The sequence below is a fragment of the Paraburkholderia bonniea genome, from assembly GCF_009455625.1.
Classification (GTDB): Bacteria; Pseudomonadota; Gammaproteobacteria; order Burkholderiales; family Burkholderiaceae; genus Paraburkholderia; species Paraburkholderia bonniea.
The window spans coordinates 1369091-1394675 of the sequence record NZ_QPEQ01000001.1; the positions used below are offsets into that span (position 1 = coordinate 1369091).

The following is a 25585-nucleotide window of genomic DNA, read 5'->3' on the forward strand; positions in this document are numbered from 1 at the left end:
ATACACCCATGGCGTTTCATGACTAACGGCATTTATAGCAACGGCGGCCTTCAGATTCGTGGCAGCATCCCGGCGATCGTCACGCCGATGCTGGAAGATGGCAGTCTTGATCTGCCTGCATTTCGCAAGCTGATTGACTGGCATATCGAAGAGGGCACAAACGCTCTGGTGGTCGTCGGTACAAGCGGTGAATCCGCGACGCTCTCGGTCGAAGAGCATGTGCTGATGGTCAAAACCGCAGTCGAGCATGCGGCGGGGCGGATCCCGGTTATTGCTGGCTCGGGCGGCAACTCCACCACCGAGGCCATTGAGCTGACCGAGCAAGCCCGGCGTGTAGGTGCCAACGCCACGCTGCAAGTCGTGCCTTACTACAACAAGCCTACGCAAGAAGGCATCTATCGGCACTTTACGAAGATTGCCGAGACCGTCGATCTCCCCGTCATTCTGTATAACGTTCCTGGCCGTACTGTTGCGGACATGGCGAATGAAACGATCTTGCGTCTGGCCCAGGTGCCGGGCGTGATCGGTGTCAAGGAAGCGACAGGCAACATCGACCGTGCGGCACATCTGATCAAGGCCGCACCGGCAAACTTCAGCATCTATAGCGGTGATGACCCAACGGCGATAGCACTTATGCTGCTAGGGGGGCACGGCAATATCTCCGTCACAGCCAATGTGGCACCACGCGCGATGAGCGAGTTGTGCGCGGCAGCGCTTGCTGGCGATGTGAAGCGGGCTCGCGACAGCCACATGAAACTCTTGTCGTTGCATAAACATCTGTTTATTGAATCCAATCCGATTCCTGCTAAATGGGCGCTGCAGCAGCTTGGCCGCATCCAGGGCGGCATCCGTTTGCCGCTGACACCGCTCGATGCCCGCTATCACGAAGTGGTGCGTGGCGCATTGCGCGAAGCCGGTTTGCTGGGCTGAAGATAATGGCTTATTACGGGGCGGGTTAGCGGCTCGTCCCGCGCTTTGCCTTGTATTTCTGCCTCGCACTCTTTTAACCGACGTCGATTTTGCCCACGTTCCTTGCATTGAACGGGGCACTGCGTTCCAGCTTTACGAAGGCCCACATGAAACGTTCTGCATTTTCCCTCCACGCAACTCGCATGGCGGCGCTGGCGCTGGCCTTGTCTACGCTAGCCGGCTGCGAGTCGCTGAACGACTGGTTTGCCTCTGATCGTGTCAATTACAAGGCCACGGCTAGCGCACCGTCTCTGGCGGTGCCGAGTGATTTGACCGCCGCGCAGATTGACCAGCGTTATGTGGCACCGCCTGTGAATGCCGCGCTCGGTGGCACGCCGCAGCGTGTCGTCACAGCTGCGGGCAATGCCACTGAAGGCGTGCCGACGGCACGAGACCCATATGGCATGCATATCGAGCGTGATGGTGATCGTCGCTGGCTGGTGGTTGACGGACGCACACCGGAGCAGTTGTGGCCGCAACTTAAAGAGTTCTGGGAAGACGCGGGTTTTTCACTGAAAACAGATGCGCCTGCCACGGGCATCATGACGACCGACTGGGCTGAGAACCGGGCCAATATCCCCGATGACTGGTTCCGCCGGACGCTGGGGAAAGTGGTCGATATCGTGTATTCGTCGGGTACTCGTGACCGTTTTCGCACACTGGTTTCGCGCGACACGAGTGGTGGATCGACAGATATTTCGATCACTCACAGCGCCATGGAAGAAATGCTGACAGGGCAGGATCAAACTTCGTCGCGCTGGGTTGAGCGCCCACGAGACCCAGCACTGGAAGGTGCGTTTCTCGCCAAACTGATGCAGAAATTTGGCCTGACCGATGCGCAGGCCAAGCAGTTGCTTACCGAGGCTCGTCCGGCAACGGCACCTGTGCAGGTGGACAACGCGGCAGGTGCAACGACGCTTGATTTGCAGGAATCATTTGACCGTGCGTGGTTGCGCGTTGGGCTGGCTCTTGATCGCACCAATTTTGCGGTGGATAACCGGGATCGCGCTAAGGGGATTTACTACGTCCGTTATGCCGATTCGATGCAGGAGCTCAAGCGCGATGGTTTGTTTGGCAAGCTGTTCTATAGCAACACCAGCGCAAAGAAGCCGGGCCAGGAGTTTCTGGTAAGCGTGCGCTCGAAAGATGCATCATCGACGCAGGTTGCGGTGATTAACACGAACGGTCAGGTGGATACGTCGCCGCAAGCGCAGCGCATTGTGTCGTTGTTGCAAGCGCAACTGAACTAGGCGCGTGATGCGTTTCGCCAGTTTGGGAAGCGGGAGCGAAGGCAATGCCTTGCTTATCGAAAAACAAAGCGGCACGACTACGACGCGCGTGCTGCTTGACTGCGGGTTTTCAGCGAAAGAGATCGAGCGGCGTCTGATGCGACTGGGAACCTGCGTCGATGAAATTGACGCAATTCTGATTACCCATGAGCACAGCGATCACGTTGGCAGCGCACTGACTCTCGCGCGCAAACGGTCGATTCCGCTGTATATGAGCTGGGGTACGGCATGTGCTGTGGGTGCCGATAACCTTGATGCAGGTTTAAACGTGTTGTGGGGTGATGCAGAGGTCGCGGTTGGCGATTTCGCTATTTTGCCTTACACCGTTCCCCACGATGCTCGTGAGCCGTTGCAGTTTGTTTTGTCCGATGGTGCCAGTCGTCTGGGTGTGCTGACAGATGTCGGGATGGCCACGGCGCATATCACGACAGTGCTGAGCGGTTGCGACGCGTTGGTGCTTGAGTGCAATCACGACACCCAGATGCTGGCGGCGAGCCGCTACCCACAATCGTTGAAAGCCCGCATTGGCGGCATTCATGGGCATTTGAACAATCAGGCTGCAGCCGATATTCTCGCGTCACTTGACCGGTCGCGTTTGCGTTACCTGATTGCTGCTCATCTGAGCCAGCAAAATAATTCGCCAGAGTTGGCGCAGGCGGCGATGGCCGCTGTGCTGGGTGTGGCTGCTACTGAGATCGTGGTGGCCTCACAGGCAGGTGGTTTCGACTGGCTGAGTCTCTGAGTTTTTAGATCTACCCAGATCCCCCGGCCGGCAAGCGCTGGGCCAGCAAAAAGCCCCATGAAAAATGGGGCTTTTTGCTGGAGGGTGATGAAAATCACCCAATACGTGAAAGCTAATTTCGGTTGCCGCCAAAAATGCTGAGTAACGACAGCAGATTAACGAACACGTTATATACATCGAGGTAAATAGCCAGGGTGGCACTGATGTAATTGGTTTCTCCGCCGTTCACGACCCGCTGCACGTCATACAGCATGTAAGCCGAGAAGATCACGATGGCGAGAACCGAAACGGTAAGCATCAGCGCGGGCAGCTTCAGGAAAATATTGGCGACCGAGGCCAGAATCAGTACGATCACGCCCATGAAAAGCCATTTGCCCATTCCGGAAAAATCGCGTTTGCTGACCGTGGCGATAGTGGCCATTGACGCAAAGATGATGCCGGTGCCGCCGAAGGCCATCATGATTAGCGATGAACCGTTTGAGAAACCTAAAACGAAGCTGAGCAGGCGCGACAGCATCAAGCCCATGAAGAACGTGAAACCTAGCAAGACGAAAACGCCTACTGCACTGTCTTTGGTCTTCTGAATGGCGAACATAAAGCCGAACGCAATAGCAAGAAAAGCCAGCAGGCTCATTGCCGGACTGGTGGCGGCGAACAGTGAGAAGCCGGTGGCGACGCCGATCCATGCACCAAGCACGGTGGGTACCATCGACAGCGCGAGCAGCCAGTACGTGTTGCGTAACACGCGGTTGCGAGTAGAGGCCGTGCTGACAGCGCCGCCGCGGCCGAAGTTGTAGGGATGGTCGTTCATCGTTTCTCCTTGCATCAAACGCAATGTTGCGCAGTGGTTCGCAGTGGTTATAGGGGTAATGCCAGAACAGGTCCGACATCCCTTAGCCCCTGAACTCGTAAGATAGGTCCGCAGCTGGGACGTTCAATAGCCTTCAGCCGCCTGAGCCCTCAGCAAGCCTGGAAAGCCACGATACGTGTATGGTTGCTTTCATTGTAGTAAGGGTTCAATCGCAATCATACCTCGGAACATGCTACAATAGCGGATTCATTTGTATCTGTAACTTCTTAATTTTCTGGAGTTTTTATGGCGATTGAACGCACCCTGTCGATTATCAAGCCGGACGCAGTAGCCAAGAACGTGATTGGCCAGATTTACAGCCGTTTTGAAAATGCAGGACTGAAGGTTATTGCTGCGCGTATGGTTCATTTGTCGCGTGCGGATGCTGAAAAATTCTATGCGGTGCATGCAGCGCGCCCGTTTTTTAAAGATCTGGTCGAATTCATGATTTCGGGCCCGGTGATGATCCAGGCGCTTGAGGGCGAAAACGCAATTCTGAAAAACCGTGATCTGATGGGTGCAACAGACCCAAAGAAAGCTGACAAGGGTACGATTCGTGCTGACTTCGCTGACAGCATCGATGCAAACGCGGTGCACGGCTCCGACGCGGCAGAAACAGCTCGCGCCGAAATCGCATTTTTCTTCCCCGAAGTTAACGTTTACTCGCGTTGAGCTTCGCGCGGTATCGTTGCATAAGTAGCAGCAGGAGCGGGCGCGGACGGTACTTGCGTTCATGTAGCTTGTTGCATGAGCGCAATTTCGTACTGAAACGGCAGGATTCACTATGGCGAGCAGTTCAACCGTCAACCTTCTTGATCTCGATGCCGCAGGGCTAGTCGCTTATTGCGGCAGCCTTGGCGAGAAGCCGTTTCGCGCCCGGCAATTGCAGCGCTGGATTCACCAGTACAACGCTGCCGATTTCGATGGCATGACCGATCTGGCCAAGTCATTGCGCGAAAAGCTCAAGGGCCGTGCCACGATCACGATGCCCGATATCGTTAGCGATCATCTTTCTACCGACGGCACACGAAAGTGGCTGATCGATGTCGGCAACAGCAATGCCGTCGAAACCGTATTTATCCCCGAAGAAACGCGTGGCACGTTGTGCGTGTCGTCGCAGGCCGGGTGTGCAGTCAATTGCCGTTTTTGTTCAACTGGCAAACAAGGGTTTTCTCGTAATCTGACCACAGGTGAAATCATCGGCCAACTGCGGATGGCCGAATTCGCATTGCGCGCGTCTTCTGGCGCTGCAGGCGGTCGGGCCAATGGCGGTGAAGGTAAGGGCGAACGCGTTATTACCAACGTGGTGATGATGGGTATGGGGGAGCCGTTGCTTAACTATGATGCCGTGGTGCCCGCGATGCGGCTCATGCTCGACGACTATGCCTACGGGTTGTCCCGCCGGCGCGTCACATTGTCCACATCTGGCGTAGTGCCAATGATGGACCGGCTGGGTGCTGATTTGCCAGTGGCGCTCGCGGTATCGTTGCACGCGCCGACTGATTCGTTGCGCGACATGCTGGTCCCCCTGAATAAAAAATACCCGTTGCGGGAGTTGATGGCCGCCTGCCTGCGTTATCTAAAAGTTGCGCCACGCGATTTCATTACGTTTGAATATTGCATGCTGGATGGCGTTAACGATAGTGAAGCCCAGGCACGCGAACTTCTGGCACTTACACGTGATGTGCCGTGCAAGTTCAATTTGATTCCGTTTAATCCGTTTCCCGAATCCGGGCTCCTTCGTTCCCGGTCAGACCAGATTCGCCGTTTTGCCCAAGTGCTGCTGGAAGCGGGCGTTGTCACAACGATACGTAAAACTCGCGGTGATGATATTGATGCAGCTTGCGGCCAGTTGGCCGGTGCGGTCCAGGATCGCACACGTCTTGCACAGCGTAGCGCCAAAGGTGCGAGAGTCATTGAAGTGCATCAAGCATAAAATTCAACGCAACTATTTGGCTGGCTATTTTTCAGGCATGCTGAATGGTTGTGTGGTTTTAGAAGAGCGAGTGCGGCAGCGCTCAGTGGCGGCATAGGTCGCTGTAAATTTTGTCATAAATGGCCTGCGATTCTGATCTGGATAAAGTTTCCAGGTGAGTCGCTGACCTAAAAAATCGACGTGAAAGGATCTGGGATGAGTGAATCGCGGCCGCCGCATGACGGCACTAGCGCTAATGAAGACCAACTGACATCGGCTACAGGCCATTCTGGCGCGTCATTTGGCGAGCTGGGTTCGCTGTTGGCGGTCGGCTCCCGGCTAACCGAGCTGCGAGAGGCAAAAGGCTGGTCGATTGATGATGTTTCGGCCCGGCTGAAAGTTGCAGCAGTGAAGCTGCGAGCGCTGGAAGCTGGCGATATCAGCCATCTCCCGGATACGACCTTTGCACTTGGTGTAGTCCGTGGTTATGCCAAGATGCTCGGTGCAGATCCGACACCTTTCACCCAAGCCTTGCGTCGTGAATACGGTGTTCCTGAGCCTGATTTGTCGATGCCCGCATCCTCAGGTAAAGACTTGCCACGCGGCCGGATGGCGTTGTCGCTAGGTGGGGCACCGCGTCATCGCTCCTGGCTGTGGGGGATAGCCGCCATATTCGTTGCGATGATCGCGCTGGCGGTATGGCATACCAACGGCGGTGACTCTTCGGCATGGTTGACGCGTTTCAAGGCGAGCGCAAATGGAGCTGCCCACGATACAGATGCCGCTTCGGCTTCTGTGCCTGCGCCAAATTCTGCTGTCGTTGCAGCGACGCCGGGTTCCGCGGCTGACGTGGCTTCTGCTGGGGCAAGTTCGGTGGGCAGTGTACCCGGTGTGCCTTTAGCCGCATCTACAGATGCTGCTCAGCCTGTTTCGGCCTCCTCGGCTCCGTTAGCTGCGCCAGCGCTGCCGTCGTCTGCTGCGGTTATGGGTGCGGCGAGTATTCCGATGGCGGATTTTGCCGATAAGGGCGCAGATGTTACCAAGGTGGGTGAAGCCATCGTATCCATGCGTGTGACGCAAGACAGCTGGTTCAGTGTGCGTCAGCAAGATGGCCGGGAGCTGTTCTCGGGCCTTGTACGGGCAGGAGAGGCAAAAGAAGTCACTGGCACTGCACCCTTTCGCATTACGGTAGGAAATAGTGCAGGGCTTGAGTCGATATCCTTCGATGGACAGCCTGTTGATCCGGCTAAATATTCGGCAGCGAAGGGCAATGTGGCGCGTTTTGCGCTGCCTTAGCAGCCAGGGGCATGGTTGATGTTGCACACGGTATCGGAAGCATATTTTTCGTTCGATGCATAACTTCGTCAGTAATTAATGGGCCTTTTTGATGCAGATCGACCAATTACACTCCAGCAGTCAGATTTGTTCGACAACCCCCGTGTCTGGTGGCCATGCGCCGCGTCGAGCTGCAGTAGGCGTACCCGTGCGCTGGGGTGGGCAGCTAGTCACGATTGGGGGCGATGCGCCGGTACGGGTGCAGTCAATGACGAATACCGACACGGCTGATGCAATTGGCACCGCGATTCAGGTCAAGGAGCTGGCGCAAGCTGGCTCCGAGCTGGTGCGAATTACAGTGAATACGCCGGAAGCGGCGGCGGCGGTGCCTGCGGTGCGTGAACAACTCGACCGGATGGGTGTGTCGGTGCCGCTGATTGGTGACTTTCACTACAACGGTCATTTGCTGCTGCGCGACTTTCCCGAGTGTGCCGAAGCACTATCCAAATACCGGATTAATCCAGGAAACGTAGGTCAGGGCGCAAAGCGTGATACGCAGTTCGCGCAGATGATCGAAACCGCGATCAAATATGACAAGCCGGTTCGGATTGGCGTCAACTGGGGCAGTCTGGATCAGGATTTGCTGGCCAGGATGATGGATGAGAACGCGGCGCGTGCTACACCGTGGGATGCGCAAAGCGTGATGTACGAAGCGTTGATCCAGTCGGCGATTGGTTCGGCCGAGCGTGCTGTAGAACTGGGCTTGGGACGTAACCAGATCGTTTTGTCGTGCAAGGTCAGCGGCGTTCAGGATCTGATTGCTGTTTATCGTGAGCTGGCTCGACGCTGCCAGTTCGCGCTGCATCTTGGTTTGACTGAAGCCGGGATGGGGTCCAAAGGGATTGTTGCTTCGACGGCGGCGTTGTCGGTGTTGTTGCAGGAAGGGATTGGCGACACGATCAGAATTTCGCTGACACCAGAACCAGGTGCCTCTCGCACCGGCGAAGTTATCGTCGGGCAGGAAATTTTGCAGACCATGGGGTTGCGCTCTTTTACTCCTATGGTCATTGCGTGCCCTGGTTGTGGCCGCACAACCAGCACGCTGTTTCAGGAGCTGGCATCACAGATTCAAACGTATTTGCGGACCCAGATGCCCGTCTGGCGGGATCAATATCCGGGTGTTGAGAGCATGCATGTGGCTGTGATGGGCTGCATAGTTAATGGGCCGGGTGAATCGAAGCAGGCCAACATCGGCATCAGCTTGCCTGGATCTGGTGAAAATCCGGCTGCGCCGGTTTTTATCGACGGAGAGAAGGTTAAGACACTCCGTGGCGAGCGCATCGCAGAAGAGTTCCAGCAAATCGTGAGCGAATACGTTGCCCGTACTTATGGTCGTGAGACCGCGCTTAATTAAATCCAGCTAATTCAATACAGATGACTGAACAAAAAAAGAAGCTTGAAAAACTGTCTGGTGTGAAGGGCATGAATGACCTTTTGCCTCAGGAAGCTGGGTTGTGGGAGTTTTTTGAGGCGACCGTCAAGTCGATGCTTCGGTCGTATGGCTATCAGAATATTCGCACTCCAATTGTTGAGCCCACTCAGTTATTTAAACGTGGCATTGGCGAAGTCACCGATATTGTCGAAAAAGAGATGTACAGCTTTACCGACGCGCTGAATGGTGAGCAACTGACGTTACGTCCTGAGAATACGGCTGCGGTAGTGCGTGCGGCGATTGAGCACAATCTTCTTTACGATGGCCCGAAGCGCTTGTGGTATATCGGTCCGATGTTTCGCCATGAGCGTCCGCAAAGAGGGCGCTACCGCCAGTTTCATCAAGTTGGTGTTGAGGCGCTGGGTTTTGCTGGCCCGGACACTGACGCTGAAATCATTCTCATGTGTCAGCGTCTTTGGGATGATCTGGGTTTAACCGGGATTCGGCTTGAAATTAACTCGCTGGGCCTCGCTGAAGAGCGCGCCGCTCACCGGGTTGAGCTGATTGCGTATCTGGAAAAACACAGAGAGGCGCTGGACGATGATGCGGTACGCAGGCTTTATACCAATCCGTTACGCGTGCTGGATACCAAGAATCCTGCGTTACAGGACATCGTGCAAAACGCACCAAAGTTGATCGATTTTCTCGGTGAGGCTTCGAAAGCACATTTTGAGGGTCTGCAGCGCATTCTGAAGTCGAACAACATCCCGTTCAAAATCAATCCGCGGCTGGTGCGTGGCTTGGATTACTACAACCTGACTGTATTCGAGTGGATTACCGACAAGCTGGGTGCTCAGGGTACGGTCGCTGCGGGTGGCCGTTATGATCCGCTGATCGAGCAGCTCGGTGGCAAACCCACAGCAGCATGTGGTTGGGCGATGGGCGTTGAGCGCATTCTTGAGCTGCTGAAAGAAGACAAGCTCGTCCCAGAAGATGAAGGTTGCGACGTCTACGTCGTGCACCAGGGCGAGGCCGCGCGCGAGCAGGCGTTTATCGTTGCCGAGCGTTTGCGCGATACAGGGCTGGATGTCATTTTGCACTGCAGCCCGGATGGGCAGCCGGCGAGTTTCAAGTCGCAAATGAAGCGCGCCGATGCGAGCGGCGCTGCATTCGCGGTGGTTTTAGGTGAGGACGAAATAGCGAATGGCACGGTTGGTGTAAAAGCGCTCCGTGGGCATTCAACTGACGGAAAAAGTGACCAGCAGAATGTACCTGCCGAAGACTTGACCGAATTTCTAATCAATGCGATGGTTGCAACCGCTGAAGACGACGATTGAACGCGGTGTGATTCAGTTTGCGGCTTGATTTATCAAGATATTCAAGGAAGAAGGAATCGCCAGGCGATGAGTTACCACGACGAACAAGAATCAATTGAAAGCCTGAAAGCATGGTGGACAAAGTGGGGCAATGTAACGACCTGGATCGTGCTGGCTGCGCTTGTTGTGGCTGCAGGCTGGAACGGCTGGAATTTCTGGCAACGTCGCCAGGCGGCTGAAGCGGCTGTATTTTATGACCCGACGGTGCAGCAGGTGCTGGCATCTGGCGACAAGGCCAGGATCGCGCGGGCTGCTTCCGATATGGAAAGCAAGTTTGGTAGCAGCGCGTATGCGCAGATGACAGGGCTTGCTGCAGCGAAAGCACTGTATGCCGCAGGGGATGTTGCTGGTGCGAAGTCCCAGTTGCAATGGGTCATTGATCATGCAAAAAGTGATGAGTTCCGCCAGATAGCAAGGCTGCGTCTGGCTTCTGTATTGCTCGACGAGAAAGCGTATGACGCTGGTCTCGCGTTGCTCGCAGCACCTCAGTCAGAGGCTTTCAAGGGTGTGATGGCGGATGGCCGGGGGGATTTGCTGGCCGCCCAGGGCAAGCGTGATGAAGCTCGTGTGGCTTACAAGCTTGCACTTGATGCCCTTCCCAAAAACGATACTTCAGCGCGTCAGTTGATTCAGTTCAAGCTGGACGCGCTAGGTGACTAATCGTGGTTGCTGCATTTAGTCAAACCACCTAACTCTTTTTGTCAATGCTTCGCTTACCGATGAATCTGCTGAAACGTTTTGCCGTGCCTGTTGCCTGTGCGATGACCGTGCTTGCGCTGGCTGCGTGCTCATCTACGAAGGACCCGCGCCGGGTTCCTACGCCGCTCACCGAATTTAAATCTGTGCTCGACGTGCAGCAAACGTGGAAAGCGAGTGTTGGCAAGGCTGGGCGCTATTTGTTTTCACCTGTTGCGATTGGCGATGCGGTCTATGCGGCTGGTGCCAATGGTTCGGTGGTGAAGATTGATGCGAAGACCGGCAAAGATATCTGGCGTACGAAGGTCGATAGCAACTTGTCGGCTGGCGTAGGTAGTGATGGCACGCTGACAGCCGTCGGTGCGCTCAAAGGCGGGGTCTATGTGCTTGGGCCCGATGGCAAGTTGCTGTGGAAGGCGACTGCGCCTGGTGAAATTATTTCGCCGCCTCTCGTAGGGAATGGTCTGGTTGTGGTCCGAACAGTCGATGGCCAGATTTCTGCCTTCAATGCGCAAACCGGTGAGCAGCGCTGGGTGTACCGTAATCGTCCCGTTCCGCTTAACTTGCGGGTGTCATCTGGTATGACATTCGCTGGTGATGTCGCGGTGCTGGCGGGTTTCCCGGGTGGAACATTTGCCGCGATTAATCTGCAGGCTGGAGATGCATACTGGCAAACGCCAGTGTCCTATCCAAAAGGGGTGACCGAAGTAGAGCGGATTAATGATGTAACAGGACCGCCTGCACTTCTGGGCGCGCAAGTATGCGCGGTCACATTCCAGGGGCAGCTCGGCTGTTTTGACGCTAATTCGGGACGTGTGCTTTGGGAAAAAGCCTTCTCGAGTACTAGTGGCGTGGCACAGAACGAGCGCATCGTGGCAGCGGGCGATGACTGGGCGATTGTTTCAGCCTTTGATGCGGCAACGGGCAAGCAGTTGTGGCGTAACGAAAAGCTGAAAAGCCGTGACGTCAGCATTCCGTTTTTGCTCGGTCCGGCGGTCGTAGTGGGGGATTATCAGGGTTACGTCCACTTTTTGTCGGGTGATGACGGCACATTCGTGGCGAGGGTGAAAACGGACGGCAGTGCCATTACTGCGGCTCCCGTGCTTGCTGGCGATACGCTTGTGGTGCAAACGCATAATGGCGATCTGTTCGGCTTCCGTCCCCGCTGAAGCTGACTCAAACGTTGTATGTGTGACATGTGGCCGGCTTTGCCGGCCGCATGTGTTTTTATGGCTTGGTAGCCAGGGCCGCAAGATTCCAGGGAAAAATAGCAAATGACGATGCGTCAGTCTTGGGCGCATCAGCAAGACTGGACCCAGTGATCTGGGCGTTTATCGCTTACTGGACGGTTGTCTGGATAAGCATCCGGATCTGACCGGATTCGTAATAATTTTTGCCAACTACAGCTCTGAAACAGCTGTACGACGCGCTGTGCGGTTGGTTCAATTTCGCTTTCCGCGCCTCACCGTGAATAACATCTGATGAAACCCGTTATAGCCCTTGTCGGGCGCCCCAATGTGGGGAAATCTACGTTGTTCAATCGTCTTACGCGCTCGCGCGATGCGCTTGTCGCTGATTTACCCGGACTCACGCGCGATCGCCACTATGGAGAAGGGCGCGTAGGTGAGCGCCCATATCTCGTGGTTGATACTGGCGGGTTTGAGCCGGTTGCCAAAGAAGGCATTTTGCATCAGATGGCCCGGCAAACCCGTCAGGCCGTTGAAGAGTCCGACATCGTTGTCTTTATTGTGGATGGCCGGAATGGCCTGGCACCCCAGGACAAGTCGATTGCCGATTATCTGCGCAAGGTCGGCCGGCCGATTTTCCTCGTCGTCAATAAAGCGGAGGGAATGAAATACAGCACTGTGGCGGCTGATTTCTATGAATTCGGCCTGGGTGATCCCCGTGCAATTTCAGCAGCTCACGGCGATGGCGTGACTGAAATGATTAACGAGGCGCTCGATGTTGCTTACGCAGGACATCCCGAAGAAAGCGCGGAAGACAAAGAGCCGCGTGGCATCAAGATTGCCATTGTGGGCCGCCCTAATGTCGGCAAATCAACGCTGGTCAATACGTTGCTTGGCGAAGAGCGAGTGATTGCCTTTGACATGCCCGGCACGACGCGAGACTCGATCTACATTGATTTCGAGCGTCAGGGCAAGAAGTACACGCTTATCGACACGGCAGGTTTGCGGCGGCGCGGCAAAGTCTTCGAAGCCATCGAGAAGTTTTCAGTGGTGAAGACATTGCAATCCATTTCGGATGCCAATGTCGTGATCTTGTTGCTGGATGCGCAGCAAGACATCTCGGAGCAGGACGCTCATATTGCTGGTTTTGTGGTGGAGCAGGGCCGGGCGCTGGTGGTGGGCGTCAACAAGTGGGATGGGCTGGATTCACACGTCCGCGAGCGGACCAAGGCTGATTTGCAGCGCAAGCTGAAATTCCTCGATTTCGCTAAATTCCATTTTGTTTCAGCCGCGCAAAAAACCGGGATCGGGGCGCTTATGCGTTCGGTCGATGACGCCTACGCCGCTGCGATGGCTAAATTGCCAACGCCAAAGTTGACGCGCGCGTTGATCGAAGCGGTCGAATTCCAGCAGCCGCGTCGCCGCGGCCCAGTGCGCCCGAAACTACGCTACGCCCACCAGGGTGGGCAGAATCCGCCAATTATCGTGATTCATGGCAACGCACTCGATGCCATTACCGAAACTTACAAACGCTATCTGGAAAACCGCTTTCGTGAGACCTTCTCGCTGATCGGAACGCCGTTGCGAATCGAGTTCCGCTCAACCACGAATCCTTATGCAGATAAAGGCTGAAACCCGCATCTGCACTAGACTTGGCCGGATGGTGCGCGGTCGCGCGCTGCAACAAAAATCGGCTATAGTGTCGCGGTTGCTGGCGGATCTCTTTTTCTTCGCTGGCAATTTAGTCAACCTGCAAAAAACACGGAGTTTGCTATGAGCAACAAAGGGCAATTGTTACAAGACCCGTTTTTGAACGCACTGCGCAAGGAACATGTGCCAGTGTCGATCTACCTGGTTAACGGCATCAAGCTTCAGGGAAATATCGAATCGTTTGACCAGTATGTTGTGTTGCTCCGAAATACGGTGACCCAGATGGTGTACAAGCACGCAATTTCGACTGTTGTGCCTGCCCGTCCAGTGAATTTCCACCCGGACTCCGAACAGCCCTAACCCCAGTCGCGGCCGATTTAGCATCGCTTGCGGGCGATTCCATTTTCGGCCGCTTCATTTTGGCAATTTCCAATTTGATCAATGCAGCGCTTGTTGGGCTCGATTTCGGCATAACCGATTTCGCAGCCAGTCTGGAAGAACTCAGTCTGCTCGCACAAAGTGCGGGTGCCCATCCTGCCTTTACCCTCACTGGACGTCGCTCCAGCCCGGATGCCGCGATGTTTGTTGGTAGTGGCAAAGCCGAGGAGCTTCGGCTCGCGTGCGACGCCAACAATATCGAACTCGTCATTTTCAATCATGCGCTGGCACCTGCCCAGCAACGTAATCTTGAGCGGGTGCTTGAGCGACGCGTGATTGACCGGACGAGTCTCATTCTGGATATCTTTGCGCAGCGCGCTCGTAGCCATGAAGGCAAGCTGCAGGTTGAACTTGCCCAGCTGCAATATCTGGCAACGCGTCTGATCCGTGCATGGACTCACCTTGAGCGGCAAAAAGGCGGAATTGGTTTGCGTGGTCCAGGCGAAACCCAGCTTGAAACCGACCGCCGCTTGATTGGCGATCGCATCAAAATGCTGAAATCACGTCTCGCAAAGCTAAGGCGTCAGCATGGCACGCAACGTCGCTCACGTGAGCGCAACCGCATTATGTCGGTATCGCTTGTGGGCTATACCAACGCGGGTAAATCCACGCTATTTAACGCGCTGACCAAAGCCCAGGCTTATGTTGCGGACCAGCTGTTCGCTACGCTGGACACGACATCGCGGCGAGTTTACCTCGGTGATGAGGCGGGTCAGGTGGTCGTGTCAGATACCGTTGGGTTTATCCGGGAATTGCCTCATCAACTGGTTGCGGCATTTCGTGCAACGCTGGAAGAAACCATTCACGCTGATCTGCTGCTGCATGTCGTTGATGCCTCAAGTGCGGTGCGTCTGGATCAAATCGACCAGGTAAATGAGGTATTGCGCGAAATTGGCGCTGATGCGATTCGCCAGGTGCTGGTATTCAACAAAATTGATGCCGTGCCTGAGTTGGCGGCCCGTGGCGACGCGGTTGAGCGGGACGAATATGGTAATATTTCGCGCGTCTTTCTGAGTGCGCGAACGGGACAGGGGTTGGATACGCTACGTGCTGCCATCGCTGAAATTGCAACGTCCGCCGCGCTTTCCACTATGCCGGAAGAAGCGCTTCCAGCAGTCCCGAACGATGACCCTGAGGATGCCTCCGAGGACGACCCCGAGCTTTCTTCTCCAGGGCGTTAACTTCTTCTAAAGTGCCAAAGCGCATTATTAACCGGCTTTTATTCTGGTGATAAACACAGGTGAATGATTACAACGAGCGGAGTCTCTGGCTGCGTCTGCGCGTCATGCTTTCCCTGAACGACCCACGCTGGGGCCGGGGCGATGGCAATGACGACCGTCAGCGTCCAAATGATCCAAAACGCCCAGCAAATGGCAAGAGTGGAGAGGGTCCGCCCGACCTTGACGAAATGTGGCGTGAATTCAATCGCCGCTTGGGCCGTTTGCTGGGACGCAAGCGCGCAGGAGGAGGCGGTGAGCGCCGCCCGGACGATGGTCGCAATGCGCGTATTGGCATTGGTATTGTCATTGGGGTGCTGATTGCCGTTTATCTCGGAAGCGGCGTGTTTGTTGTGCAGGATGGCCAGGTAGGTGTCGTATCGCAGTTTGGCAAATATCGTTATACCGCTAACCCCGGCGTGCACTGGCGCTTGCCGTATCCGTTGGAAACCCTCGAACGTGTCAATCTGGTGCAGGAGCATTCGATAGAAATCGGACGCAATAACCTGGTGTCGCAAGCGAAGGTGAAGGATGCGTCGATGCTGACGCATGACGGAGATATCGTCGATGTGCGTTTTGTCGTCCAATATCAGGTGCGTAATGCGACCGATTATCTGTTTCGCAATGTCGATCCTGAGCGGGGTGTGACCCAGGCGGCTCAGGCTGCCGTGCGAACAATTGCCGGTGCGCAAAGTGCCGATTCCCTCCTTAAGCAAAATCGTGACACGCTTGCCCAGCAACTTACCGAGGCGATCCAGCGGACCTTGACTGAAACTCGCACGGGCCTGGTGGTGACACGCGTTACAGTCCAGTCGCTTCAGGCACCTGATCAGGTGCTGGCCGTGTTTGATGCTGCGGCCAAGGTGAAAGAAGCGCAGGCGCAGGCGAAGCAGGATGTGCAGAAGCAGGCAGATGAATCGCTGCCTCGAATCAAGGCAGATGCAGCGCGTATGCTGACCGAAGCCAAAACCTACAGTGGCCAGGTGGTGGAGCAGGCAAAGGGTGATGCCGGACGTTTCAGGCAGGTTTATGCGCAGTACGCCAAGGCACCGGCGGTGATCCGTGAACAGATATACCTGGATACCATGCAGCATATTTACTCGAATACAACCAAAGTCCTGGTCGACAGCAAGTCGAGTAACAGCGTGGTGTATGTGCCTCTCGACAAGCTGGTTGACCCGGCCCGTTCAGGCGCTGTGGCGGCACCCGCTCGCACGGCGTCCGATAGTGCTGCGGCTTCTGTCCCGGCTGCGGCTTCTGGTGCTACAGCGCCAGGTGCTGCGAGCCAGGCTGACGTAGCTAGTGACTCCTTCCGTTCACGCGATTCGCTCCGTAATCGCAGTCGTGAAGACGACCTGCAATGAAGAATCCGAATATGAACCGAATCATTGCGCTTGCTGTTTTTATTGTGCTGGTGCTACTGGCGCTTTCATCCATGGTGTATAGCGTTGATCAGCGGCACCAGGCCGTTGTGTCGACACGCGGCAGCACTGTGCCGGTGCTTGTTGGCCCAGGGTTGCATGTCAAGTTGCCATCTCCGTTTCAGCATCTCGTGATGGTTGATACACGGATTGAAACGCTTGATGCTCCAGACGAAGGCCGTTATGCGACGTCAGATAAAGCCGAGTTGCTAGTCAATCCGGTCGTTAAATATCGTGTGACTGATCCGCTGAAACTGTTTGCCGGAACAAAGGGCGAACTGCGCAACGTCCGCGATCAGCTGGCGATGTTGACGCGTAATGCGCTACGCGATGTGCTGCTCAAATACACATTGGCTGATGCATTAGCCAAACAGCAGGATGTGGCGACCGAGACGCGCAGTGTGGTGCAAAAAGCGGCTACGGCATTGGGTATCGAAGTGTTTGGTATCGAACTGACGCGTGTTGATTTTCCGGCTGCGGTAGCGGATTCGGTATACAAACGCATGAGTGCCGCGCGCGAGGAAGTCGCACAGCAAGAGCAGGCTCAGGGTGCTGCCGAGTTAGAACAGCTCAAGACTGAGCTAAACCGGGAGCAGCAGGCGCTGGTGGAAGAGGCTTCCAGCCAGGCGCAGCAGATTAAAAGCGAGGGCGATGCGAAGGCGGCGCTGATTGCGGCAGATGCTTATAACCTCGACCCGCAGTTCTATCAGTTCTATCACAGCATGCAGGCGTACAAAAAGGTCTTTAAGCCCAACGATGTCATCGTGGTTGATCCGGGCAACGAGTTCTTCCGTTTCATGCATAGCCCGAATGGCAGCGTTTCTCCGCTGCCTGCGGCATCACGCAAACACTGATCGCCACGGCGCGCCAGATCGCACAGCAGCCCCATTCGCATGGATAAAGCCGGTTCGTTACTGCTCGCGCTTGCCTTGATGCTGATTATCGAAGGGATGTTTCCCTTCGTTTTCCCCGGCACCTGGCGTGACACATTTCGCAAAATCGCAGAGCGGCCCCAGCACCATATCCGGATGGGCGGGCTGATTGTCATGGTGCTGGGGCTCATATTGCTGCTGATTGTCACCTGACTATGCAGCCTGTTGAGGCTGGCTCGCCCAGGCGCTGGGCTTTCCCTATTTCTTCCATTCCTGGCGCTGCGGCGCCATGCTTAACGTCGCAGGACGATATCAATGTCGATCTGGTTACTCCCCGAAAATATTGCTGATGTGCTGCCATCAGAGGCGCGCAAAATCGAAGAGTTGCGGCGTAGATTGCTGGACCGTTTCCGTGCGTATGGCTATGAAATGGTTATGCCGCCGTTGCTTGAATACCTCGAATCGCTATTAAGCGGTGGCGGCGAGGATCTGAGCCTGCGGACGTTCAAGCTGGTCGACCAGTTGTCCGGCCGCACGCTGGGTTTGCGAGCGGATATGACGCCGCAGGTGGCGCGCATCGACGCACATCTGCTTAACCGCCAGGGCGTAACGCGGCTGTGCTATGCCGGTAACGTGCTGCATACCCGGCCGCGTGGCCTGCACGCGACGCGCGAACAAATCCAGATCGGCGCGGAAATTTATGGTCATGCTGGGCTTGAGGCAGACCTTGAGATTCAGCAATTAATGCTAGATGCACTGCGTCTCGCGGGTTTGTCGAGAGTTCGCCTTGATCTATGTCATGCGGGTGTGCTGGCGTCGTTGATTGATGCTGAACCAGCGGCTGCGGCCTTGGGTGAAGTGCTGTATGAAGTGCTCGCCAGCAAAGATGTGCCACGGCTGGTTGAGTTGACCGCGAATTTCGCACCTGTCACACGTGATGCGCTGCGCGCGCTGCCAGCCCTGTACGGTGACGTCTCCGTGCTGACGGAGGCCCGAGCCCGCCTGCCGAACAAGCCCGAAATTACACGTGCGCTAGATGATCTCGCCTTCCTCGCAAGCCAGGGCGTTGGTGCAGAGGTGATGATTGATCTTGCTGATTTACGGGGTTATGCCTATCACAGCGGTGTCATGTTCTCGGCGTATATCGACGACGTACCGAATGCAGTTGCGCGTGGCGGGCGCTACGATCATGTGGCTCAGGTGTACGGCCGGGCTCGTGCGGCAACGGGGTTTTCGCTTGATTTGCGCGAAGTGGCACGTATTTCGCCGGTTGAAGCGCGAAGCAGTGCGATTCTGGCTCCATGGCAGCTCAATGACGCCTTGTGTGCGCGTGTGGCCGCCTTACGCGATGCGGGCGAAATCGTTATTCAGGCGTTGCCTGGCCATGAGCATGTGCTTGACGAATTTGCCTGTGATCGTGAGCTGATTGAGCGTGATGGTGTATGGGTTGTTGAGCCGCGTGCTTGAGATCTATGCACCAGGGCAGAAACGGAAAAGTTCGGAGCCCGTCGTGAACATGGGTAGAATACGTTTTTAACCAGCTTACAAAACAACATGTCTGCCAGCGCAGTGAATGTGAACTCCGGGCGTAACGTCGTCGTCGTGGGTACCCAGTGGGGGGATGAGGGTAAAGGCAAGATTGTCGACTGGCTAACGGATCACGCCCAGGGCGTAGTCCGTTTTCAGGGCGGTCACAATGCGGGCCACACGCTTATCATCGGTGGCAAAAAAACCATTTTGCGTTTGATCCCGTCGGGCATCATGCACCCGGGTGTGGCGTGCTACATCGGCAACGGCGTGGTGCTGTCACCAGAAGCCCTTTTCAAAGAAATTGGCGAACTCGAAGCCGCAGGCGTCGACGTTCAAAAACGTCTGTTCATCTCCGAAGCTACAACGCTTATCCTCCCGTATCACATTGCTATCGACCAGGCGCGCGAAGCTCGTCGTGGCGCGAGCAAGATCGGTACGACAGGGCGCGGCATCGGCCCGGCATACGAAGACAAGGTCGCCCGCCGCGGTTTGCGGGTGCAAGACCTGTTCGAGCCGGCTGTGTTTGCCGAACGCCTGCGCGAAGTGCTCGATTTCCATAATTTTGTGCTGACCCAGTATCTTGGTGCCGCACCAGTCGATTTCCAGCACACACTCGACATGATGCTGGGCTATGCAGATCGTCTGAAGCCGATGGTTACGGACGTATCGCGCCGCTTGTACGACGAGAATCATGCGGGTCATCATTTGCTGTTTGAAGGTGCGCAAGGCACATTGCTAGACATTGATCACGGAACTTATCCGTTCGTTACGTCGAGTAACTGCGTCGCTGGTGCCGCTGCTGCAGGCGCAGGCGTTGGCCCACAAAAGCTAAATTACATTCTTGGCATTACGAAGGCTTATTGCACGCGCGTTGGTGCAGGGCCCTTTCCAAGTGAACTGTACGACGCTGACAACGCACAGCGGCAAGACCCGATCGGCCTGAATCTGGCCACTGTCGGCAAGGAGTTCGGTTCGGTCACCGGACGTCCGCGCCGTACAGGCTGGCTTGATGCAGCGGCGCTTCGCCGTTCGATTCAGATCAATGGTGTATCGGGCTTGTGCATGACCAAACTCGATGTGCTCGATGGTCTGGACCAGGTCAAGCTATGCGTGGGTTACCAGCTTGATGGCAAGAGCGTCGACATCCTGCCACGCGGTGCTTCCGAAGTCGCACGCTGTGAGCCTGTATATGAAACGTTCGCTGGCTGGAAAGAAAGCACTGTCGGTATCCGGCAATGGGAGCAATTGCCAGCGAATGCCCGGGCGTATCTGACGCGTATCCAGGAGGTGGCTGGCGTGCCAGTCGATATGGTGTCAACCGGACCGGACCGTGACGAAACCATTTTGCTGCGCCATCCGTTCAAGGTTTGAGTCATGACGCAAGGCATACCCATGATCCCGATGAAAGACCCGCGCAACGATGAGCGCAATCTTTGGGTTGGCTGGGACGAATACCATCGCTTGATTGAATTGCTGGCGCTCGCGGTGCATGACTCGGGCTGGAAGTTCGACAAAATCCTGTGTCTTGCCCGCGGTGGTTTGCGCGTGGGCGATCAGCTTTCAAGAATTTATGATCTGCCGCTGGCGATTCTCGCTACAAGTTCGTATCGAGAAGCGGCTGGCACGGAGCAGGGTTCGCTGGATATCGCCCAATACATCACGATGACGCGCGGTGAGTTGTCGGGCAATGTGCTGCTGGTGGATGACCTGGTTGATTCAGGTGTGACACTGGCCCGTGTGCAGCAGCATCTGAAGGAGCGTTACCCAGCTATTTCGGCTGTGCGTTCTGCGGTGCTCTGGTACAAGGGCTGCTCAAGCGTGAAGCCAGATTATTACGTGCAGCATTTGCCGACCAACCCCTGGATCCACCAGCCGTTCGAAGAATGGGATACGGTGCGTCCTCACAATCTCGGTGCATGGATCAAGCGTGGTACCGCTCAGGCGTAACTAACTACCTGGCGCTGATGCATCAATACAGCCGTGTGGTGTGACTGCTGCAAAAAAGGAGCCTTCGGGCTCCTTTTTTTGTCCCGGCTCCAGGCCCCATGCCTAACCTAAGCCGCGATCTGTATAGCCTTTACATCAAGATGGCTCGAAACCATGAACCCGGTGCTACACTGCGCGGGCTTTTCACGTGGCACATCCGCAACAGGGCAACGAGCCCGTTGATGCGGCCCGTTTAGAATAGCGTTCGTTTTTTCGCTCAGGACGGGATTTCCCGCGTTTATGACAGATACCCACCACGTGCGCAAACAGCCTTTGCCTTCCCTGGCTATCGCTGCGATCGGTGTCGTTTTCGGCGATATCGGCACCAGTCCACTTTATTCCCTCAAGGAAGCCTTCAGTCCTTCGCATGGCATTCCCTTAACCAACGCTTCGATCCTTGGCGTGATCTCGCTATTGTTCTGGGCGATCATGATCGTCGTTGGCATCAAGTACGTTCTGCTGGTGATGCGTGCCGACAATAACGGTGAGGGCGGTGTGCTGGCGCTGATGGCACTGTCGCTGCGGTCGTTTAACCCGAAGAGCCGGGCAGCGGGTTTGCTGATGATGCTCGGTATTTTTGGTGCATGCATGTTCTATGGCGATGCAGTCATCACGCCCGCGATCTCTGTGCTCTCAGCCGTCGAAGGCCTGAAGCTGGCACTCCCAGGTATGTCTAACCTGGTGTTGCCGATCACGATGGTGATTCTTGTGCTGCTGTTCTGGATTCAGCGGCATGGCACCGCGACTGTTGGTCGATTGTTTGGCCCGATCATGGTGCTGTGGTTTCTGACGCTCGCGGTGCTGGGTATTTCGCACATCGTGCAGTCGCCGGGCATCATTGCTGCGCTGAATCCGTATTACGCCGTGTCGTTTATGTCGCAACACGTGTTGCAGGCTTATGTCGTGCTGGGCTCGGTGGTGCTAGTGCTAACCGGTGCCGAAGCGTTATACGCCGATATGGGCCACTTTGGCGCGAAGCCGATCCGCTTTGCGTGGTATGCGCTGGTGATGCCTTCGCTGGTGCTGAATTATTTTGGCCAGGGCGCATTGCTGATGCACGATCCGCAAGCTATTGCCAATCCATTCTTTTTGCTGGCACCGGAATGGGCATTGCTGCCACTGGTCGTGCTAGCCACGGTAGCGACCGTCATTGCATCGCAGGCCGTGATTTCCGGGGCGTATTCGCTGACGAGCCAGGCGATTCAGCTTGGCTACGTGCCGCGGATGAAAATTCTGCATACGTCCGAGCTGGCGATTGGCCAAATCTACGTGCCGGTGGTGAACTGGATGCTGCTCTTTATCATCCTGTGCATCGTGGTTGCGTTTAAAAGCTCGGATAACCTCGCCGCTGCCTATGGCATTGCCGTGACTGCAACGATGGTGATCACCACGGTGCTGGTGGGGGTGGTGATGGTGAAGTTCTGGAAGTGGAACAAGCTATTGGTCGGTTTGATTATCAGTGCGCTGATTACGGTCGATCTGGGTTTCTTTGGTGCCAATTTGCTGAAGGTCGCGGAGGGCGGCTGGCTGCCGCTGGGCATTGGTGCACTGCTGTTTTTCCTGCTGATGACCTGGTTCAAGGGGCGCATGATCGTCAAGGAGCGCACCGCCGCTGACGGGATTCCGCTGATGCCATTCTTGCAGGGCTTGCTGGCGCATCCGCCGCACCGCGTGTCTGGCACAGCGATCTATCTGACTGGAAGCGATACGCTGGTGCCAGTGAGCCTGTTGCACAATTTGAAGCACAACAAGGTTTTGCATGAACGCACTATTTTCCTGACGTTTATCACACGCGATATTCCCTACGTGAACGATGCAGATCGAGTCACAGTGAAGGACGTCAGTGGCGGGTTATATCTGGTGAAAGCGGTCTACGGTTTCAATGAAACGCCCGATGTGAAGGCGGTTTTGCTAGAGGTGGGGCGTAGGCAGAACATTACGTTTGAGTTGATGGATACGTCGTTTTTCCTGGCTCGAGAAACCGTGGTGCCGACCCAGTTGCCAGGGATGTCGGTCTGGCGTGAACGCGTGTTTGCCTGGATGCATCAGAACGCTGCCAAGCCAACCGATTTTTTCAGCATTCCGGCCAATCGTGTGGTTGAACTGGGAACGAAAATCGAAATTTGACGATGGTTCGTTTGCCAACGTTTGCCCGCGTCTGCCGCTAGTGATGTCTGGCGGGGGCGGGTGAATGACTCGGCGAAGCGTTATAAACAAACAAGCAAAAAGGCCCGCACCGGTGCAGTTCACACGGATGCGGGCTTTTTTTGTCTGCCACCCGCTGACATGGCGTGCCAGATTTAACCGGCAGCCAGTCAGGCGGATGCAAACGTCTAGCGCTTAAGTTTGGCGAATGCCGCGGCCATTGCTCCACCTGCGGGTTCAGGTTCACGGCCGCGCTGGTTTGAGCGGGGAGCGCCCGAGCGCCCTGGGTTGCGCTCCGTTGAGCCGGCACTGGTGTTGCGTGCCGCTGCCGGGCCGCCTGGCGTGAAATCATCGTCAAGGCGCATAGTCAACGCAATCCGCTGGCGCTTGACATCGACCTCCAACACTTTGACCTTGACGATCTGGCCGGCTTTGACCACTTCGTGCGGATCTTTGATGAATTTCGTCGACAGCGCGGACACATGGACCAGTCCATCTTGATGAACGCCAATATCAATGAAGGCACCAAATGCCGCGACGTTTGTCACGACCCCTTCCAGCACCATACCCGCAGACAGATCGGAGATTTTTTCGACGCCATCACGGAATGTCGCGGTTTTAAATTCCGGGCGCGGATCTCGGCCGGGTTTTTCGAGTTCGGCAAGAATATCGCGCACCGTGGGCAAGCCGAATCGTTCATCGGCAAATTCCGCCGGTGAAAGGCCCGCCAGCGCGTCACGGTTGCCCAGTACTTCACTTGCCTGGCGGTTGATTTTGCTCAGAATCCGTTCGACAACCGGATAGGCTTCGGGGTGCACTGATGAGCAGTCGAGTGGATTGTCACCGCCATTGATACGCAAAAAGCCCGCCGCCAGTTCGAAGGTTTTGTCGCCGAGGCGGGGCACCTTGCGTAGATGATCGCGTGATGGAAATGGGCCATGAGCGTCGCGGAAATCGACAATATTGCGTGCGAGTGTTGCATTCAGGCCGGAAACCCGAGCCAGCAGTGCCACCGAGGCCGTATTGGCGTCGACGCCCACGGCATTCACGCAATCTTCAACCACCGCATCCAGCGAGCGGGCCAGTTCGCGCTGATTCACATCATGCTGATACTGGCCGACGCCGATCGCTTTGGGTTCGATCTTGACTAGTTCGGCCAGCGGATCCTGCAAACGCCGGGCAATCGAGACCGCGCCACGCAGCGTCACATCGAGATCGGGAAACTCTTTGGCGGCGAATTCGGATGCCGAATAAATCGACGCACCCGCTTCTGAAACGACGATCTTCTGCAGCTTTAATTCAGGGTGGCGCGCGATGAGTTCGCTGGCGAGGCGGTCCGTTTCGCGCGACGCGGTGCCGTTGCCGATACTAATGAGTTCTGCCTGGGTGCTTGCGGCGATGCGTGCCAGGCGAGCGAGTGAGCCCTCCCAGTCACGGCGGGGTTCATGGGGATAAATGGTGTCGGTGGTCAGCAGTTTGCCGGTGCGATCGACAACGGCGACTTTGACACCCGTGCGCAGACCCGGATCAAGCCCGATGACGGCCTTGGGGCCGGCTGGGGCGGCCAGCAGCAGGTCTTTCAGATTGCGGGCGAAGACCCGGATGGCTTCGTGTTCGGCTTCGTCACGTAACTGGGTCAACAACTCATTTTCGATGTGGGGTTGCACCTTGACACGCCAGCACCAGCGGCACACGTCGGAGAGCCATTTGTCAGCCGGACGGCCCAGATTTTCGATCGAGAAACGCTGGGCTATCAACGTTTCGCCTGGATGCGGCACTTGCGCATCCAGCTCTTCGCCAAGTCCGAGCTTGGTCATCAGAATGCCCGCATTGCGGCCACGGAAAAGCGCCAGTGCCCGATGCGATGGAATCGTTTTGATGGTTTCGGCGTAATCGTAATAATCGCGGAATTTCTCGCCTTCTTCGGTTTCCTTGCCTTCGACGACCCGGGATGACACCACGCCCTGGTTAAACAGGTAGTCGCGCAGCTTGCCGAGCAGGTCAGCGGTTTCGCCAAATTGCTCGGAGAGGATATCGCGCGCGCCATCGAGTGCTGCCTTGGTATCAGCCACGCCTTTTTCGGCATTGACGTACGCCACGGCTTCCGTTGCGGGATCTAGTTTCGGGTCGGCCAGCAGTGCCAGTGCGAGCGGTTCCAGACCGGCTTCACGTGCAATCTGGGCGCGGGTGCGGCGCTTTGGCTTGTAGGGCAGGTACAGATCTTCAAGGACTTGCTTGCTGTCTGCTCCTTCGATGGCCACCCGTAGCGGATCGGTCAACTTGCCCTGTTCTTCGACGCTGGAGAGGATAGTGGCGCGCCGATCTTCCAGCTCACGCAGATACAGCAACCGTTCTTCCAGATTACGTAATTGGGTGTCATCTAGATTGCCGGTCACTTCCTTGCGGTAGCGAGCGATAAATGGAACCGTCGCGCCTTCGTCGAGAAGTTGTATGGTGGCAGTTACCTGGCGGGGTTGAACGGTCAGTTCGGAAGCGATGCGCTGGACGATCTTGAGTGCTACGGTTTCCGTCATAGGGTCGAGGCGTTCCTGTCGGATTCAGTCTGGAGCTGGACGGCACGGTGTGCGCGGCAGC

Annotated in this window: 22 protein-coding genes; 20 read left to right on the forward strand and 2 right to left on the reverse strand. The window is 56.0% G+C overall.

Annotation, left to right across the window (positions count from 1 at the left end):
- The first annotated feature begins 18 nt into the window (after nucleotides 1–18).
- The 3 genes from dapA to GH656_RS06010 all read left to right on the forward strand — a co-directional run bounded on the left by dapA (nucleotide 19) and on the right by GH656_RS06010 (nucleotide 3000).
- Nucleotides 19–930: a 4-hydroxy-tetrahydrodipicolinate synthase gene (gene dapA / locus GH656_RS06000; RefSeq protein ID WP_153075032.1), complete on the forward strand. Its 912-nt coding sequence runs from the start codon at nucleotides 19–21 to the stop codon at nucleotides 928–930.
- Nucleotides 931–1076: 146 nt separating this feature from the next.
- Nucleotides 1077–2219 carry an outer membrane protein assembly factor BamC gene (gene bamC / locus GH656_RS06005; protein WP_153075033.1) on the forward strand — a complete coding sequence of 381 codons (1143 nt, stop codon included), beginning with the start codon at nucleotides 1077–1079 and terminating at the stop codon, nucleotides 2217–2219.
- Nucleotides 2220–2226: 7 nt separating this feature from the next.
- Entirely contained in the window at nucleotides 2227–3000 is a 774-nt protein-coding gene (locus tag GH656_RS06010; protein ID WP_153075034.1) for an MBL fold metallo-hydrolase, read from the forward strand.
- A gap of 112 nt (nucleotides 3001–3112) precedes the next feature.
- Here GH656_RS06010 and GH656_RS06015 read toward each other — a convergent pair whose 3' ends face one another.
- Nucleotides 3113–3811 carry a Bax inhibitor-1/YccA family protein gene (locus tag GH656_RS06015; protein WP_153075035.1) on the reverse strand — a complete coding sequence of 233 codons (699 nt, stop codon included), beginning with the start codon at nucleotides 3809–3811 and terminating at the stop codon, nucleotides 3113–3115.
- A gap of 285 nt (nucleotides 3812–4096) precedes the next feature.
- Between GH656_RS06015 and ndk the strand changes: the two genes are divergently transcribed.
- From ndk to GH656_RS06100, 17 genes are all read left to right on the forward strand, one after another.
- The gene (ndk, locus tag GH656_RS06020; protein WP_153075036.1) at nucleotides 4097–4522 is read left to right on the forward strand and encodes a nucleoside-diphosphate kinase; all 426 of its coding nucleotides are present in this window, start codon (nucleotides 4097–4099) and stop codon (nucleotides 4520–4522) included.
- A gap of 112 nt (nucleotides 4523–4634) precedes the next feature.
- Nucleotides 4635–5786, forward strand: a complete 1152-nt coding sequence (gene rlmN / locus GH656_RS06025; RefSeq protein WP_153075037.1) for a dual-specificity RNA methyltransferase RlmN — start codon at nucleotides 4635–4637, stop codon at nucleotides 5784–5786.
- Nucleotides 5787–5981: 195 nt separating this feature from the next.
- Nucleotides 5982–7061: a RodZ domain-containing protein gene (locus GH656_RS06030; protein ID WP_153075038.1), complete on the forward strand. Its 1080-nt coding sequence runs from the start codon at nucleotides 5982–5984 to the stop codon at nucleotides 7059–7061.
- A 91-nt stretch (nucleotides 7062–7152) separates the two neighbouring features.
- Nucleotides 7153–8454, forward strand: a complete 1302-nt coding sequence (gene ispG, locus GH656_RS06035) for a flavodoxin-dependent (E)-4-hydroxy-3-methylbut-2-enyl-diphosphate synthase (protein WP_153075039.1) — start codon at nucleotides 7153–7155, stop codon at nucleotides 8452–8454.
- 20 nt (nucleotides 8455–8474) lie between these two features.
- Entirely contained in the window at nucleotides 8475–9809 is a 1335-nt protein-coding gene (gene hisS / locus GH656_RS06040; protein ID WP_153075040.1) for a histidine--tRNA ligase, read from the forward strand.
- A 66-nt stretch (nucleotides 9810–9875) separates the two neighbouring features.
- Entirely contained in the window at nucleotides 9876–10508 is a 633-nt protein-coding gene (locus tag GH656_RS06045) for a YfgM family protein (RefSeq protein ID WP_153076580.1), read from the forward strand.
- Nucleotides 10509–10567: 59 nt separating this feature from the next.
- Nucleotides 10568–11713, forward strand: a complete 1146-nt coding sequence (bamB, locus tag GH656_RS06050) for an outer membrane protein assembly factor BamB (protein WP_153075041.1) — start codon at nucleotides 10568–10570, stop codon at nucleotides 11711–11713.
- Between the two features lie 312 nt (nucleotides 11714–12025).
- Nucleotides 12026–13363 (forward strand): ribosome biogenesis GTPase Der, encoded by a 1338-nt coding sequence (gene der, locus GH656_RS06055; RefSeq protein WP_153075042.1) that lies wholly within the window; start codon nucleotides 12026–12028, stop codon nucleotides 13361–13363.
- A 141-nt stretch (nucleotides 13364–13504) separates the two neighbouring features.
- Nucleotides 13505–13741: an RNA chaperone Hfq gene (hfq, locus tag GH656_RS06060; protein ID WP_153075043.1), complete on the forward strand. Its 237-nt coding sequence runs from the start codon at nucleotides 13505–13507 to the stop codon at nucleotides 13739–13741.
- Between the two features lie 74 nt (nucleotides 13742–13815).
- Nucleotides 13816–15000 (forward strand): GTPase HflX, encoded by a 1185-nt coding sequence (hflX, locus tag GH656_RS06065; protein ID WP_246184288.1) that lies wholly within the window; start codon nucleotides 13816–13818, stop codon nucleotides 14998–15000.
- A gap of 59 nt (nucleotides 15001–15059) precedes the next feature.
- On the forward strand, nucleotides 15060–16400 hold the full coding sequence (gene hflK / locus GH656_RS06070; RefSeq protein WP_153075044.1) for an FtsH protease activity modulator HflK: 1341 nt from the start codon (nucleotides 15060–15062) through the stop codon (nucleotides 16398–16400).
- An 11-nt stretch (nucleotides 16401–16411) separates the two neighbouring features.
- On the forward strand, nucleotides 16412–17311 hold the full coding sequence (gene hflC / locus GH656_RS06075; protein WP_153075045.1) for a protease modulator HflC: 900 nt from the start codon (nucleotides 16412–16414) through the stop codon (nucleotides 17309–17311).
- Nucleotides 17312–17350: 39 nt separating this feature from the next.
- On the forward strand, nucleotides 17351–17542 hold the full coding sequence (locus GH656_RS06080) for a DUF2065 domain-containing protein (RefSeq protein WP_153075046.1): 192 nt from the start codon (nucleotides 17351–17353) through the stop codon (nucleotides 17540–17542).
- 102 nt (nucleotides 17543–17644) lie between these two features.
- Nucleotides 17645–18796, forward strand: coding sequence for an ATP phosphoribosyltransferase regulatory subunit (locus GH656_RS06085; RefSeq protein ID WP_153075047.1), 1152 nt, complete (start codon nucleotides 17645–17647; stop codon nucleotides 18794–18796).
- A gap of 87 nt (nucleotides 18797–18883) precedes the next feature.
- A complete protein-coding gene (locus tag GH656_RS06090) occupies nucleotides 18884–20230 on the forward strand; it encodes an adenylosuccinate synthase (RefSeq protein ID WP_153075048.1) in 1347 nt (448 codons plus the stop codon).
- Between the two features lie 3 nt (nucleotides 20231–20233).
- Entirely contained in the window at nucleotides 20234–20806 is a 573-nt protein-coding gene (locus GH656_RS06095; protein WP_153075049.1) for a phosphoribosyltransferase, read from the forward strand.
- A 279-nt stretch (nucleotides 20807–21085) separates the two neighbouring features.
- Nucleotides 21086–22972, forward strand: coding sequence for a potassium transporter Kup (locus GH656_RS06100; RefSeq protein ID WP_153075050.1), 1887 nt, complete (start codon nucleotides 21086–21088; stop codon nucleotides 22970–22972).
- A 206-nt stretch (nucleotides 22973–23178) separates the two neighbouring features.
- Here the strand turns inward: GH656_RS06100 and GH656_RS06105 are convergent, their stop codons facing one another.
- Nucleotides 23179–25524 (reverse strand): Tex family protein, encoded by a 2346-nt coding sequence (locus GH656_RS06105; protein ID WP_153075051.1) that lies wholly within the window; start codon nucleotides 25522–25524, stop codon nucleotides 23179–23181.
- Nucleotides 25525–25585 lie beyond the last annotated feature (61 nt).

Bases quoted from the DNA above. Each gene is read 5' to 3' on its own strand.
- hisS (WP_153075040.1), top strand. From the start codon at position 8,475: ATGACTGAACAAAAAAAGAAGCTTGAAAAACTGTCTGGTGTGAAGGGC.
- GH656_RS06015 (WP_153075035.1), bottom strand. From the start codon at position 3,811: ATGAACGACCATCCCTACAACTTCGGCCGCGGCGGCGCTGTCAGCACG.
- GH656_RS06090 (WP_153075048.1), top strand. From the start codon at position 18,884: ATGTCTGCCAGCGCAGTGAATGTGAACTCCGGGCGTAACGTCGTCGTC.
- dapA (WP_153075032.1), top strand. From the start codon at position 19: ATGACTAACGGCATTTATAGCAACGGCGGCCTTCAGATTCGTGGCAGC.
- GH656_RS06080 (WP_153075046.1), top strand. From the start codon at position 17,351: ATGGATAAAGCCGGTTCGTTACTGCTCGCGCTTGCCTTGATGCTGATT.
- GH656_RS06105 (WP_153075051.1), bottom strand. From the start codon at position 25,524: ATGACGGAAACCGTAGCACTCAAGATCGTCCAGCGCATCGCTTCCGAA.
- GH656_RS06030 (WP_153075038.1), top strand. From the start codon at position 5,982: ATGAGTGAATCGCGGCCGCCGCATGACGGCACTAGCGCTAATGAAGAC.
- rlmN (WP_153075037.1), top strand. From the start codon at position 4,635: ATGGCGAGCAGTTCAACCGTCAACCTTCTTGATCTCGATGCCGCAGGG.
- ispG (WP_153075039.1), top strand. From the start codon at position 7,153: ATGCAGATCGACCAATTACACTCCAGCAGTCAGATTTGTTCGACAACC.
- hfq (WP_153075043.1), top strand. From the start codon at position 13,505: ATGAGCAACAAAGGGCAATTGTTACAAGACCCGTTTTTGAACGCACTG.
- der (WP_153075042.1), top strand. From the start codon at position 12,026: ATGAAACCCGTTATAGCCCTTGTCGGGCGCCCCAATGTGGGGAAATCT.
- GH656_RS06085 (WP_153075047.1), top strand. From the start codon at position 17,645: ATGTCGATCTGGTTACTCCCCGAAAATATTGCTGATGTGCTGCCATCA.
- ndk (WP_153075036.1), top strand. From the start codon at position 4,097: ATGGCGATTGAACGCACCCTGTCGATTATCAAGCCGGACGCAGTAGCC.
- bamB (WP_153075041.1), top strand. From the start codon at position 10,568: ATGAATCTGCTGAAACGTTTTGCCGTGCCTGTTGCCTGTGCGATGACC.
- hflC (WP_153075045.1), top strand. From the start codon at position 16,412: ATGAACCGAATCATTGCGCTTGCTGTTTTTATTGTGCTGGTGCTACTG.
- GH656_RS06010 (WP_153075034.1), top strand. From the start codon at position 2,227: ATGCGTTTCGCCAGTTTGGGAAGCGGGAGCGAAGGCAATGCCTTGCTT.
- GH656_RS06100 (WP_153075050.1), top strand. From the start codon at position 21,086: ATGACAGATACCCACCACGTGCGCAAACAGCCTTTGCCTTCCCTGGCT.
- GH656_RS06045 (WP_153076580.1), top strand. From the start codon at position 9,876: ATGAGTTACCACGACGAACAAGAATCAATTGAAAGCCTGAAAGCATGG.
- bamC (WP_153075033.1), top strand. From the start codon at position 1,077: ATGAAACGTTCTGCATTTTCCCTCCACGCAACTCGCATGGCGGCGCTG.
- GH656_RS06095 (WP_153075049.1), top strand. From the start codon at position 20,234: ATGACGCAAGGCATACCCATGATCCCGATGAAAGACCCGCGCAACGAT.